This window comes from Heyndrickxia sp. FSL W8-0496 (assembly GCF_038007825.1).
Classification (GTDB): domain Bacteria; phylum Bacillota; class Bacilli; order Bacillales; family Bacillaceae_C; genus Heyndrickxia; species Heyndrickxia oleronia.
Map to the genome: position 1 here is coordinate 1,634,278 of NZ_JBBOXX010000001.1, position 12,596 is coordinate 1,646,873.

Below are 12,596 nucleotides of genomic sequence, written 5' to 3' on the forward strand. Positions count from 1 at the left end.
TAATGAGTGTTTTACACTTAGGGTCACCTTTTCAAATCAATGTGTTTTGAGGAAGTGTAGACATGAATCAGATGTGGAATGAGGTACAGCCTGTTGATCGGTACCAGGTAACTTCAAATGGAATCCTACATGAATATGATCGGAAGGTCATCTCGTTTCTTTATCAACCATTAATTGGAACTAATTGTTATAGCTTGTATTCGACTCTTTGGAACGAAATTGAAATCAATAGGATATGGTCGGATGATTGGACACATTATCATTTAATGAATTTTTTAGGATTAAATTTGAGAGAGATCTATGAAGCCCGTTTAAAGCTTGAGGGAATCGGACTATTGAAAACATATATGAAAAAAGATGGGGAAGAACGGGGTTTTATTTATGAGCTCCAGCCACCCTTATCCCCTGAACAATTTTTTACGGATGGGATGTTAAATGTTTTTTTATATAGACAATTAGGGCATAGTCATTTTCAACGTATGAAAAAGTTTTTCTCGGACCATGTGATTGACAGAGATTCACATAAAGAAATTACTCGATCATTTCAGGATGTATTTACTACGAATAATGATCCTTTTATCCAGGATATGGATGCTCAAAACGCAAGTCTTATTGAAAACAATAGTCAATATATCTCAAGAAATGAAACGAGTAAAATACAAATAGAGGTAGCGAATTTTGATTTTGAATTATTGTTTGCTGGATTAAATGAATATCTAATTCCAAGGAAAGCTATCACTCGTCAAGTGAAGGAAGCAATATCCAACCTTGCATTCTTATATAGTATTAACGCGATTGAGATGAAAAGTTTATTACTGAGTTCATTAAATGCAGAACAGGAAATTGATATTAATGATTTGAGAAAAGCAGCGAGAGATTGGTATCAACTGGAACATGCAGATGGGATCCCGCAATTAGTTGACCGAATTCAACCGGGATTGCAACGTCAAGCTGGTGTAAATGATACGATGACACAGGAAGAACAATTAGTCCATTATTTGGAAACAACCTCGCCGCGTCAATTATTAATTGATATTTCGGACGGTGCAGAACCTTCCAAAGGCGACCTTGTTGCAATCGAAGAGATAATGTTTCAACAGCAGCTTCCTCCAGGAGTTGTCAATGTATTAATTCATTATGTTATGCTTAAGACAGATATGAAACTCACTAAAAATTATATAGAAAAAATAGCCTCTCATTGGGCAAGAAAAAAAGTCAAGACGGTGAAAGAGGCAATGGATCTTGCAAAAAATGAGCACCGACAGTATCAGCAATGGGCTAAAAACAAGGATCAAAAAACACAAAGAAAACAACCGATTCGCAAAGAAAAATTACCTGATTGGTTTAATGAAGAAAATAATCAGACCGAAGAAAAAAATCAACTGAAAGAGAAAGAGTCGATGGAGGAAAAGCGCCGAAGATTAGAATCAATTCAAAATCAATATAAAAATCGGAGGTGAAGTATAGATGGAAAATATAAATGATACATTAAAGAGATTTACTATGAATAGTCGTTTTCAACAACAAATGAATGATATAAAAAGAGAAGTGATCAATCACCCGGATATACGTGAGTTTCTTAGAAAGCACCAAGATGAGATTACTACATCAATGATTGAAAAAAGTTTAATGAAGCTATATGAGTATAAGGATCAATCAAAGGATTGTAGGGACTGTCCTAGTTTAGATTCTTGTGTAAATATGATGAAAGGTTTTGAACCAGAAATTATTTTGCGAAGAGACTCGATTGATCTCCACTATCGTCCATGTAAAAAGAAACGAATAGCTGACGAAAGAAAGAAATCAAGAGAATTAATTCAAAGCATTTATGTACCAAAGGAAATATTACAAGCTTCATTTGGTGATTTTTCATTGGAATCGGATGGACGGTTAACGGCATATGAGTATGCAGAGCGATTTGCTCGAGAATATGAACTAGGTAAAAAAATGAAGGGGCTCTATCTTTATGGGAAATTTGGTGTTGGGAAATCCTATTTATTAGGGGCTATTGCTAATCATTTAGCGGAAAATAAACAAATTTCCTCCTTGATTGTTTATGTGCCAGAGTTTTTCCGAGAGATGAAGCAATCATTAAGTGATCATTCTACAAATGAAAAACTAGAGGTTGTAAAAAAAGCCCCTCTATTAATGCTGGATGATATTGGTGCAGAAGTAATGACAAGTTGGACACGTGACGAAATATTAGGATCGATTATGCAATTTCGTATGCAAGAAAACTTACCTACCTTTTTTTCATCCAATTTTGATTATGGGGAACTACAACATCATCTTACTTATTCTCAAAGAGGAGAAGAAGAAAAAATAAAAGCTGCCCGAATCATGGAAAGAATTAAATACTTATCGATTCCAATACGTGTAGATGGACCCAATATGCGACACTAGTCTAGATACATTTAAGTAACTACTACTTCTAAATCGTCCAAGCATCCCATATATATATATCATGGATGATTCCATGTAGAGGGGGGATATGCTTGGATTTTGTTTTTAAAGAATTATCTGATGCAATTTGGCTACATGAATATTTTATCAAGAAAAATCAAACGATAACATTTTATGAAACAACTTTCCAAAATCAAAAGCAATATATTTTAACGATTGATAATCATCAGGTTCCAATACAAGAAATACAATCTGGATTTATTCAATTTATTCTAATAAAAAAACGAATGGATTGGGCTCGAGATATTCTCAAAGAGTATTTTTATTATAAAGAGGAGTCCGAACAAGATAATATTTTGGACATTGTAACGGAAATGTTTGATGGCGAACGTCCAGAACTTATGAAAATGGTTGGTGTAATGAATGATGAAGTGATGATACGAGAGGCAATTCTCTCTTTATTTGATGATCATAAATCGATTTCTTTTGACTCATTAATCAAGTTTCGCTTAAAAAAATATTTTGAACAATTGATTCAATATGTTGAAATGGCGATAGATGAATATAAAATGGAACAAGAGTATCAAGTATTTATTCAAATGTTAAGAGATTATTTGGCTAATCGTAAGGCATGTATGGACACTGTTCGTATTTATTTTGGTGAGTATGGGAAGTTTTATAGTAAAGAATATCAGGAATTATCAAAAGAGCAGATTTCAGAAATGATTGATAGAAGATTAATGACGAATCATCCGGTCTATATTGATTCTGTTACAATTGCTCCTTTACTGTCCATTGCGCCCAAAAATATATATTTATACGCTGATTCTGCAGATAATGGATTGATCCGAACCATTCAAAATATTTTTGAAGAAAGAGTTATCCTTTTAGAGAAAGAACAATTTTGGAAAGAAAAAAACATGTATCCTATTAATCACTAAAAAATTTATTGACACACCTCTTGATTTTCTCGGGTGAACCATCTATAATTACGTACATATTCAATCAAAATAGTTAAATGTATTGATGAGGACAAGAGTATTCCTTTACGGTTCCCAGAGAGGAAAGAAATGGTGAAAGCTTTCCAACACGAATTGAGTACTTACCACCTCTAAACTTCAACTGCGAACGTTTAGACTATTAGTAGTTGACGGACACATTCCGTTATAATGATCCGAAGTCATATCATCACGTTGATATGAAAACTTAGGGTGGAACCACGTGTATATAACTCGTCCCTTTCATAGGGAACGAGTTTTTTTATTTTTTGGCTCTTTAAAAAGTTTTGTAGCAAGTGAGTATAATGAATGCTATTGATTACAACTAAAAAATGTAGTAAAAACGCAAAAAGAGTCTACATAATATAATCTGCTGTAGTACCAAATAAGGTACTCACGCATTAATGAAGGAGTGGTACAGAATGTCAGAAGTGATTAAAATGACTTTTCCAGATGGTGCTGTAAAGGAATTTCCTAATGGAACAACTACTGAAGATATTGCAGCATCTATTAGTCCTGGATTAAAGAAAAAAGCAATTGCAGGGAAAGTGAATGAAAAATTAATTGATCTTCGTACACCAATTACGTTTGATGGATCTATTGAAATCGTTACACCCGACCATAAAGATGCATTAGAGGTACTACGTCATAGTACAGCTCATTTAATGGCACAAGCTGTTCGGAGAATTTTTGGAAATGTGAAATTAGGAGTAGGGCCAGTTATCGAAGGTGGATTTTATTATGATATGGACCTTGAAGTATCTATCACACCTGAGGATTTACCGAAAATAGAAAAAGAAATGAAGAAAATTATTAGCGAAAATCTTGAAATTGTACGAAAGGAAGTTTCTCGTGATGAAGCAAAAGAACTTTTTGCTGGTGATGAATATAAGCAAGAACTCATTGATGCAATTCCTGCGGATGAAAAAGTAACGATTTACGAACAAGGTGAATTCTTTGATCTATGTCGTGGAGTACATGTTCCTTCTACAGGTAAAATTAAAGAATTTAAATTATTAAGCATTGCGGGAGCATACTGGCGCGGCAATAGCGATAATAAAATGCTTCAACGTGTATATGGAACAGCCTTCTTTAAAAAAGAGGACTTAGAACAGCATTTAAAATTTCTAGAAGAAGCGAAGGAAAGAGATCATCGTAAAATCGGGAAAGAATTAAATTTATTTACAACTTCCCAAAAAGTGGGACAAGGTCTTCCAATGTGGCTACCAAAGGGAGCAACAATCCGTCGTATTGTTGAGCGTTATATTGTCGATAAGGAAGAACGTCTTGGCTATAATCATGTGTATACACCAATTATGGGTAGTGTTGACTTATATAAAACAAGTGGACACTGGGATCATTACCAAGAAGATATGTTCCCTGTAATGGAGATGGATAATGAACAATTAGTTCTTCGTCCAATGAACTGTCCGCACCATATGATGATTTATAAAAATGGCATTCATAGTTATCGAGAATTGCCAATTCGAATTGCTGAGCTAGGTACAATGCACCGTTATGAAATGTCAGGTGCACTTTCAGGATTACAACGTGTTCGCGGAATGACTTTGAATGATGCACATATATTTGTACGTCCTGACCAAATAAAAGAGGAATTCCAACGTGTAGTTGAATTAATTATTGCCGTCTACAAAGATTTTGATATCACTGACTATTCCTTCCGTTTATCCTATCGTGATCCGGAAGATAAAGAAAAGTACTTTGATGATGATGAGATGTGGAATAAAGCACAAAGCATGTTAAAAGAAGCGATGGATGGATTAGGACTTGAATACTTTGAAGCAGATGGTGAAGCAGCTTTCTATGGTCCAAAATTAGATGTTCAAGTTCGTACAGCATTAGGAAAAGACGAAACTCTTTCTACAGTTCAACTTGATTTCTTATTACCTGAACGCTTTGATTTAACATATGTAGGTGAGGATGGGAAACCGCATCGTCCAGTCGTTATCCATCGTGGAGTTGTATCAACAATGGAACGCTTTGTCGCTTATTTAATCGAAGAATACAAAGGTGCTTTCCCTACTTGGTTAGCTCCTGTACAAGCTGTAGTTATCCCAGTATCACCTGAAGTTCATATTGATTATGCGAAACAAGTCGAGGAAAAACTTCGTGCTGAAGGATTTAGGGTTGAATTAGACTCACGGGATGAAAAAATTGGTTATAAAATTCGTGAGCATCAAATGCAAAAAATTCCATACATGCTTGTCGTTGGAGATAATGAGGTAAGCGACAATGCCGTTAATGTACGTAAGTATGGCGAACAAAAATCTGAAACAGTATCTTTTGAACAATTTGTCGCAGATTTAAAAAAAGAAGTTGTAAAATAAAAAAAGTCTAGTGTTAGTTATGCACTGGAGCTCGTCAAAGCTGGACTGACTTTGGTAGTACATGCTATATTTTCTTATCTTAAAAAAACTATTGCAGATTAGTTAGGATTTTGCTAATATAGATGATGTTGCAAAAAGAAATTCTAATGATTAAAAGCCATTTGACATCAAATTATGATGTATGATATATTATCTAAGGTAAATTGAATATTTATTTGAGGAAAAGAAGAAGCACCCGCTTCTCGCCTGATTGACGCAAGTTTGCAGTTGGCAGGTTTCGAAATTCATCACATTCTAACTATTCATGCGAATGTAAAGTGCGGGTCCTTTTTACGGCCTGCACTTTTCTTGTTTATGAAACCTATGTTAACGATAAAAATTGTGTTCAAATGAGATCAGGCAGGAATTCTTAACCCAAATCATGTATTCGACTAAAGTTGCTTTATGCGATCAGAAAATCTGATCCTCGCAAAAAACCTTGGAGGTGGCTAATTATTAGCAAAGATATGATGGTTAATGATGGCATTCGTGCCCGAGAAGTTCGTCTTATTGGTCAAAATGGCGAACAGCTAGGTGTTAAATCTCGAAACGAAGCAATAGAGATCGCATCACGAGTGAATCTTGATCTTGTTCTAGTTGCTCCAAATGCAAAACCGCCAGTAGCCAAAATTATGGACTATGGTAAATATCGATTTGAACAACAAAAGAAAGAAAAAGAAGCACGTAAAAACCAAAAAGTCATCAATTTAAAAGAGGTTCGTTTGAGCCCTACGATTGATGAACATGACTTCAATACTAAGCTTCGCAATGCACGTAAGTTTCTTGAAAAGGGCGATAAAGTAAAAGCTTCTATTCGTTTCAAAGGTCGTGCCATTACACATAAAGAAATTGGTCAAAAAGTTCTTGATCGTTTTGCAAATGAATGTGATGACCTTGGCACAATAGAATCTAAGCCAAAAATGGACGGTCGTAGTATGTTCTTAGTATTAGCACCAAAAACTGAAAAGTAATGTCTGAAGGAGGAAATATCCTATGCCAAAAATGAAAACTCACCGCGGCTCAGCAAAGCGTTTCAAAAGAACAGGTTCTGGCAAACTAAAACGTTCTCATGCTTACAGAAGCCATTTATTTGCAAATAAAGTAACGAAACAAAAACGTAAACTTCGTAAAGCAACACTTGTATCAAAAGGTGATTTTAAACGTATTCGTCATATGCTTGACAATCTTAAGTAATGAGCGATTTATATAGGAGGGAAATAATATGCCACGTGTAAAAGGCGGAATTGTTAGCCGCAGACGTCGTAAAAAAGTTCTTAAATTAGCAAAAGGTTATTTTGGTTCAAAACATACATTATATAAAACTGCCAATGAGCAAGTAATGAAATCTTATATGTATGCTTACCGTGACCGTCGTCAGAAAAAACGCGACTTCCGTAAGCTTTGGATTACTCGTATTAATGCAGCTGCACGTATGAACGGTCTTTCTTACAGCCGTTTAATGCATGGATTAAAGCTTGCTGGTATCGAAGTAAACCGTAAAATGCTTGCTGATTTAGCTATTCATGATGAAAAAGCATTTACAGAACTTGCTAACCAAGCAAAATCTCAATTTGCAAAATAATTTTTTTAGAATTTAGTCATCCTTGTTTTGAATGAGGGTGACTTTTCTTATTTATGAGGGATGAAAAATGTTAAAAGGACTATTAATAGGCTACAGCTTTATTGTAAATGTTATTGGATTTATCGTTATGGGCAGGGATAAAAAATTAGCCAAAGCACATAAATGGAGAATTCAAGAAAAAACTCTTTGGGGATTGGCTGTCATTGGAGGAGCTATTGGAATGACAATTGCCATGAATGTATTTCATCATAAAACAAGTCATCTTCTATTTAAAGTGGGTTTTCCATTCCTTGCAATTGTTGATCTTGTTATTTTTATAATTCTCTTAAGATAGTCATAACCACTGATTTTATTAAATATGTTTAAATAGAGTACAGCATCTTGAGTAAATCAACAGTGGTGGGGTGAAATAAGATGGATGAGAGATTATTAATGCTATTCTCTTTTGTGGAGGGTAGCATCGTATTGGCACCCTTTATGTTTATTCTATTTCATTTACTTCGGCAGTTTTTATTTATCCCTGTAGCAGTGGTTTGCATGGCTGGGGGAATATTATTTGGCAGTATGCTAGGAATTATATACTCTTTAATTGGATTATTACTTTTGTCTGCTATGTTTTATGCCTGTATTAAGAGAATGCCAAAAACATATGAAAAGCTATTGAAAATAAAATTAAAATGTTTTGGTCATCACGCAAAATTAACTACAGGACAAATTGCAGTTTTACGACTAATACCATTCTTTCATTATCATTTATTAAATATTTGTTTACTTGAAAGACACCCAGACTTTAGAGGCTACTTAAAGGGCTCTGTTCTTTCAAATATCCCACTAGTCGTTTTTTATACCGTATTTGGCCAATTTATCTCACGCTTTACCCCTACAATTATTATTATCATTCTCTTTGCATTATCCATCCTATTTTTTATTTTACGAGAAAAAGTGGTCGTAATTAAATGGAGGGAATTTTTCCCTGAAGCATAAAAAAAACTGCTGATCCTATCAGCAGTTTTTGTTTTTTGTTACTAGTTCTTTAATTGGACTTTTCCAATCAATAGTAGCATTAGGATACCTTAAGGTGATTTCCTTTTCTAAAAAAAGAAAGTCTTGATAGGTTAATCCGTTTAATGCATTTACATTATGAGGCCATACAAAAATTGAAATAACCTCAAAGGATTGGTCTGTTGTTCCTAAATACTTTTCTCCCTCAAATAGAACGCCATTGTAAGTAATGAGAAAGTTTTTTCGAATATTTTCTGAGTCATCAAAAAAGAAATACCGTTTTTCTTCATGTGCTAACTCCAATTTCCGCTTTGGATTAAAAAGATATTTTATCATTTTAACGATAAGGTAAAGGATTAAAAAGAAAATTGCTAGTCTTACGAACCAAAGCATGGTTTTAGCCTCCAATATTGTAATCTTTTCAATGCATACGATTAAGTTTGGAAAAGGATTCATTTTTTTAATATTTTTTTATGAAATTTAATTTTTGTATTTTTTTGATTATATCTATTATAATAATAGCTGTACATATACACTATTATTGGAGGTCAGACAAATGGCAAAGCTTGATGAAACACTAATAATGCTGAAAGACCTAACTGATGCAAAAGGTATTCCGGGCAATGAACATGAACCTAGAGAGGTAATGAAAAAATACATTGAATCTTATGCAGATGAAATTGAGTATGATGGTTTAGGCAGTTTAATTGCCCAAAAAATTGGCGATGCAAATGGTCCGAAAATTATGGTTGCCGGTCATTTAGATGAAGTTGGCTTTATGGTCACACAAATTGATGATAAGGGCTTCTTACGCTTCCAAACGGTAGGTGGCTGGTGGTCACAAGTCATGCTTGCTCAGCGAGTTACAATTGTGACGAAAAAGGGTGATTTAACTGGGGTCATTGGTTCCAAGCCACCACATATTTTATCTCCCGAAGCTCGTAAAAAGCCTTATGAAATAAAAGATATGTTTATTGATATCGGTGCATCAAGCAGAGAAGAGGCAATGGAGTGGGGCGTGCTTCCTGGTGATATGGTTGTACCGTACTTCGAGTTCACTGTGATGAACAATGAAAAAATGCTATTAGCGAAAGCTTGGGATAACCGTATTGGCTGTGCTATTGCAATTGATGTTTTAAAGAATTTAAAAAATGAAAAGCACCCTAACATTGTTTACGGAGTAGGAAATGTTCAAGAGGAAGTCGGACTTCGTGGAGCGAAAACAGCTGCAGCGAAAATTGAACCTGATATCGGCTTCGGTGTTGATGTAGGAATTGCTGGAGATACACCAGGAATTACTGAAAAAGAAGCTTTAAGTAAAATGGGGAAAGGACCACAAATTATTCTTTATGATGCTTCAATGGTCTCCCATAAAGGCTTACGAGATTTAGTTGTAGGGGTTGCTGAAGAATTAGATATTCCATATCAATTTGATTCAATTGCTGGTGGAGGAACAGACGCGGGATCTATCCACTTAACAGCTAATGGTGTACCATCACTTGCAATTACAATTGCTACACGTTATATTCATTCTCATGCAGCTATGTTGCATCGAGATGACTATGAAAATGCTGTGAAGCTCATTACTGAGGTGATCAAACGCTTAGACCGTGAAACAGTAAATAAATTAACATTTGAATAAGATCCTTAAGTGTTTTGACCTAATAAGAAACTGAATTTTTTTATATAAAGAGAAGGACTGTCTTAGGACAGTCCTTTACATTGAAGTTTACCCCTTCAATCCTTCTTCTAATGTTTCTAGCATCATATGCTTTTCTTGGTCATCTGCATGATTCCAAATGACTTCAAATAATACTCCTAAGCCTGGAAGCATTTTTTCCTCGCCTCTTTGAATTGCATCCACAATGGTATCTTTAAGTTGTTCCTGATTGTTACCAGAAACATTATGAATGATTGCATTACGGAGATTTAAATTCATGTAATACACTCCTTTTTTCAAATTAATCATTGTTAGGATGTCACTTAAACCAATGTTATATGTATAAATATTAGGTTATAATGAGATATTGAGAAATGGAAAGGGAGTACAAAAGGTGAAGTTTATTGAGTCAATAAAAAATCAACAAGTAAAGCAATGGAAAAAATTATTAACTAAAAAAGAGCGTGAAAAAACACAGACCTATTTAGTAGAAGGATTTCATCTTGTTGAAGAGGCTTTAAAAGATAAAAATAATATCATTGAAATTATATTAAGTGAAGATGTTGAGATTCCAGTAACTTGGGATATTCAGCAATTATCATTGACTAAAATTACTTCGGAAATTGGTAAAGCAATATCAGATACTGAAACAACACAAGGTGTATTTGCAATATGTAAGATGAAGCAACCGAGCTTTCAAACATTAAAGGGAAAATCCTATTTATTAATCGATGCCGTTCAGGATCCAGGAAATTTAGGGACAATCATCCGAACTGCGGATGCAGCAGGGATGGATGCTGTTATCCTAGGTGAAGGGACTGTGGACTTATTCAATCCTAAAGTTCTACGTTCTGCTCAAGGAAGTCATTTTCATATTCCTGTTCTTTTTGGTAGGCTGGATGATTGGATTCAAAAATTTAATCAAAACCAAATACCAGTGTATGGAACATCATTGGAAAATGGAGTATCTTACAAACAAGTAGAACCTAATTCTGAATTCGCTTTATTGGTTGGCAATGAAGGACATGGTGTGTCTATGGATTTACTTAGCCTAACGAAGAATAATTTATATATCCCTATCATTGGGCAAGCAGAATCATTAAACGTAGCCGTAGCAGCTGGCATATTAATGTATTATTTAAAGGCTTAAAATAAAATTTGATATTCATTCCATAAAATACTATAATATAAACAATTGCATAAAATAAAAGACACTGAAAGGGAAAAGTAACTTAATGTCACCATTAAGGGAGAAAATGCCTTTGACTGAGAGCATTTTTATGGAAAAATTAAGTGAAGTTCACCCCTGGAGTCAGCATCGGGACCGTTGCTAATAACGTAAAGATGCCTCGGTGAAAAGCCGTTATGAAATGAAGATGAGCATGAAAAAGATGCTAATTAGGGTGGTACCGCGATGATAACCTCGTCCCTTTGTAGGATGAGGTTTTTTTATGTTTTTTTATGAGTGGGTAAAAAGTCTATTTAGGCTTTTTTGTCAGCTCATCATTAAGAGGAGGTAAAATAATGGAGCAAAAATTAAAAGATTTGCAAACGGAAGCATTAGCGAAAATCGAACAAGCTGAAGACTTGAAAGCATTAAATGAAATTCGTGTTGCTTATTTAGGTAAAAAAGGACCGATAACAGAGGTTTTAAGAGGAATGGGACAGTTATCTGCTGATGAACGTCCAAAAATGGGAGCTCTTGCAAATGAGGTGAGGGAATCCATTAGTCAAAAGATTGAAGCAAAGCACACATCATTAGAGACGGAAGCAGTTGAGAAACAATTAGCCGCGGAGACAATTGATATCACCTTGCCTGGACGTCCTGTCAAGAGTGGAAATCATCATCCATTAACAAGGGTAGTTGAGGAAATAGAAGATTTCTTTATTGGCATGGGTTATAAAATTGCCGAAGGACCTGAAGTGGAAAAGGATTACTATAATTTTGAGGCATTAAATTTACCAAAAGGGCATCCTGCTCGAGATATGCAAGATTCTTTTTACATTACAGAAGATCTTCTTCTTCGTACACATACATCACCAGTCCAAGCAAGAACAATGGAAAAGCATGAAGGCAAAGGGCCAGTGAAAATTATTTGCCCAGGTAAAGTCTATCGTCGTGATAATGATGATGCAACCCATTCTCATCAATTTATGCAAATCGAAGGACTTGTGGTTGATGAAAACATAACAATGGGTGATTTAAAGGGAACATTAGAATTATTTGCGAAAAAAATGTTTGGTGAAGAGCGTGAAATTCGCTTACGTCCAAGTTTCTTCCCATTTACTGAACCTTCAGTAGAGGTAGATGTCTCTTGTTTCTCATGTGGAGGAAAAGGCTGTAATGTTTGTAAAAAAACAGGCTGGATTGAAATGCTTGGAGCAGGGATGGTTCATCCTAATGTTTTACAAATGGCAGGATTTGATGCAAATAAATATACCGGTTTTGCTTTCGGGATCGGGGCAGAGAGAATTGCAATGCTAAAATATGGTATTGATGATATTCGCCATATGTACACCAATGATACTCGATTCTTAAAACAATTTTCCACACATGAATAAAA

The 12,596-nt window shown here is 34.8% G+C and carries 14 protein-coding genes and 3 other annotated features; of the genes, 12 read left to right on the forward strand and 2 right to left on the reverse strand.

Going from position 1 to position 12,596, the window contains the following annotated elements; translation table 11 throughout:
- Positions 1 to 62 precede the first annotated feature (62 nt).
- The 9 genes from NST63_RS08145 (at position 63) to NST63_RS08185 (ending at position 8,354) form a co-directional block, all read left to right on the forward strand.
- Positions 63 to 1,460: a replication initiation and membrane attachment family protein gene (locus NST63_RS08145; RefSeq protein ID WP_212943426.1), complete on the forward strand. Its 1,398-nt coding sequence runs from the start codon at positions 63 to 65 to the stop codon at positions 1,458 to 1,460.
- Between the two features lie 7 nt (positions 1,461 to 1,467).
- Positions 1,468 to 2,403: a primosomal protein DnaI gene (gene dnaI, locus NST63_RS08150; protein ID WP_058006630.1), complete on the forward strand. Its 936-nt coding sequence runs from the start codon at positions 1,468 to 1,470 to the stop codon at positions 2,401 to 2,403.
- A gap of 92 nt (positions 2,404 to 2,495) precedes the next feature.
- Positions 2,496 to 3,344, forward strand: a complete 849-nt coding sequence (locus NST63_RS08155) for a putative sporulation protein YtxC (RefSeq protein ID WP_341041782.1) — start codon at positions 2,496 to 2,498, stop codon at positions 3,342 to 3,344.
- 73 nt (positions 3,345 to 3,417) lie between these two features.
- Positions 3,418 to 3,646 (forward strand) — a binding site (T-box leader).
- A 177-nt stretch (positions 3,647 to 3,823) separates the two neighbouring features.
- Positions 3,824 to 5,749 carry a threonine--tRNA ligase gene (gene thrS, locus NST63_RS08160; protein ID WP_341041783.1) on the forward strand — a complete coding sequence of 642 codons (1,926 nt, stop codon included), beginning with the start codon at positions 3,824 to 3,826 and terminating at the stop codon, positions 5,747 to 5,749.
- 217 nt (positions 5,750 to 5,966) lie between these two features.
- Positions 5,967 to 6,104, forward strand: a sequence feature (ribosomal protein L20 leader region).
- Positions 6,105 to 6,258: 154 nt separating this feature from the next.
- Positions 6,259 to 6,759, forward strand: coding sequence for a translation initiation factor IF-3 (gene infC, locus NST63_RS08165; RefSeq protein ID WP_235813426.1), 501 nt, complete (start codon positions 6,259 to 6,261; stop codon positions 6,757 to 6,759).
- 22 nt (positions 6,760 to 6,781) lie between these two features.
- On the forward strand, positions 6,782 to 6,982 hold the full coding sequence (rpmI, locus tag NST63_RS08170) for a 50S ribosomal protein L35 (protein ID WP_058006626.1): 201 nt from the start codon (positions 6,782 to 6,784) through the stop codon (positions 6,980 to 6,982).
- Between the two features lie 28 nt (positions 6,983 to 7,010).
- Positions 7,011 to 7,370: a 50S ribosomal protein L20 gene (gene rplT / locus NST63_RS08175; protein ID WP_058006625.1), complete on the forward strand. Its 360-nt coding sequence runs from the start codon at positions 7,011 to 7,013 to the stop codon at positions 7,368 to 7,370.
- 67 nt (positions 7,371 to 7,437) lie between these two features.
- On the forward strand, positions 7,438 to 7,704 hold the full coding sequence (locus NST63_RS08180) for a DUF1294 domain-containing protein (protein WP_212943421.1): 267 nt from the start codon (positions 7,438 to 7,440) through the stop codon (positions 7,702 to 7,704).
- 80 nt (positions 7,705 to 7,784) lie between these two features.
- The gene (locus tag NST63_RS08185; RefSeq protein WP_071976975.1) at positions 7,785 to 8,354 is read left to right on the forward strand and encodes a TVP38/TMEM64 family protein; all 570 of its coding nucleotides are present in this window, start codon (positions 7,785 to 7,787) and stop codon (positions 8,352 to 8,354) included.
- A gap of 18 nt (positions 8,355 to 8,372) precedes the next feature.
- On the opposite strand, the gene NST63_RS08190 is transcribed toward NST63_RS08185, so the two are convergent.
- On the reverse strand, positions 8,373 to 8,765 hold the full coding sequence (locus tag NST63_RS08190) for a hypothetical protein (RefSeq protein ID WP_058006622.1): 393 nt from the start codon (positions 8,763 to 8,765) through the stop codon (positions 8,373 to 8,375).
- Between the two features lie 163 nt (positions 8,766 to 8,928).
- Between NST63_RS08190 and NST63_RS08195 the strand changes: the two genes are divergently transcribed.
- On the forward strand, positions 8,929 to 10,014 hold the full coding sequence (locus tag NST63_RS08195; protein WP_341041786.1) for a M42 family metallopeptidase: 1,086 nt from the start codon (positions 8,929 to 8,931) through the stop codon (positions 10,012 to 10,014).
- A gap of 87 nt (positions 10,015 to 10,101) precedes the next feature.
- On the opposite strand, the gene sspI is transcribed toward NST63_RS08195, so the two are convergent.
- Positions 10,102 to 10,311, reverse strand: coding sequence for a small acid-soluble spore protein SspI (gene sspI / locus NST63_RS08200; protein WP_058006618.1), 210 nt, complete (start codon positions 10,309 to 10,311; stop codon positions 10,102 to 10,104).
- Positions 10,312 to 10,426: 115 nt separating this feature from the next.
- On the opposite strand from sspI, the gene NST63_RS08205 reads away from it, so the two are divergent.
- A complete protein-coding gene (locus NST63_RS08205; protein ID WP_341041788.1) occupies positions 10,427 to 11,182 on the forward strand; it encodes a TrmH family RNA methyltransferase in 756 nt (251 codons plus the stop codon).
- 55 nt (positions 11,183 to 11,237) lie between these two features.
- Positions 11,238 to 11,466 (forward strand) — a binding site (T-box leader).
- 90 nt (positions 11,467 to 11,556) lie between these two features.
- Positions 11,557 to 12,594 carry a phenylalanine--tRNA ligase subunit alpha gene (gene pheS, locus NST63_RS08210; RefSeq protein ID WP_212943417.1) on the forward strand — a complete coding sequence of 346 codons (1,038 nt, stop codon included), beginning with the start codon at positions 11,557 to 11,559 and terminating at the stop codon, positions 12,592 to 12,594.
- The last annotated feature ends 2 nt before the right edge of the window (positions 12,595 to 12,596 follow it).

Excerpts from the sequence above, each read along its gene's own strand:
- rpmI (WP_058006626.1), top strand. The coding sequence starts at position 6,782 with ATGCCAAAAATGAAAACTCACCGCGGCTCAGCAAAGCGTTTCAAAAGA.
- sspI (WP_058006618.1), bottom strand. The coding sequence starts at position 10,311 with ATGAATTTAAATCTCCGTAATGCAATCATTCATAATGTTTCTGGTAAC.
- dnaI (WP_058006630.1), top strand. The coding sequence starts at position 1,468 with ATGGAAAATATAAATGATACATTAAAGAGATTTACTATGAATAGTCGT.
- infC (WP_235813426.1), top strand. The coding sequence starts at position 6,259 with ATGGTTAATGATGGCATTCGTGCCCGAGAAGTTCGTCTTATTGGTCAA.
- NST63_RS08195 (WP_341041786.1), top strand. The coding sequence starts at position 8,929 with ATGGCAAAGCTTGATGAAACACTAATAATGCTGAAAGACCTAACTGAT.
- NST63_RS08145 (WP_212943426.1), top strand. The coding sequence starts at position 63 with ATGAATCAGATGTGGAATGAGGTACAGCCTGTTGATCGGTACCAGGTA.
- NST63_RS08185 (WP_071976975.1), top strand. The coding sequence starts at position 7,785 with ATGGATGAGAGATTATTAATGCTATTCTCTTTTGTGGAGGGTAGCATC.
- pheS (WP_212943417.1), top strand. The coding sequence starts at position 11,557 with ATGGAGCAAAAATTAAAAGATTTGCAAACGGAAGCATTAGCGAAAATC.
- NST63_RS08190 (WP_058006622.1), bottom strand. The coding sequence starts at position 8,765 with ATGCTTTGGTTCGTAAGACTAGCAATTTTCTTTTTAATCCTTTACCTT.
- rplT (WP_058006625.1), top strand. The coding sequence starts at position 7,011 with ATGCCACGTGTAAAAGGCGGAATTGTTAGCCGCAGACGTCGTAAAAAA.
- thrS (WP_341041783.1), top strand. The coding sequence starts at position 3,824 with ATGTCAGAAGTGATTAAAATGACTTTTCCAGATGGTGCTGTAAAGGAA.
- NST63_RS08180 (WP_212943421.1), top strand. The coding sequence starts at position 7,438 with ATGTTAAAAGGACTATTAATAGGCTACAGCTTTATTGTAAATGTTATT.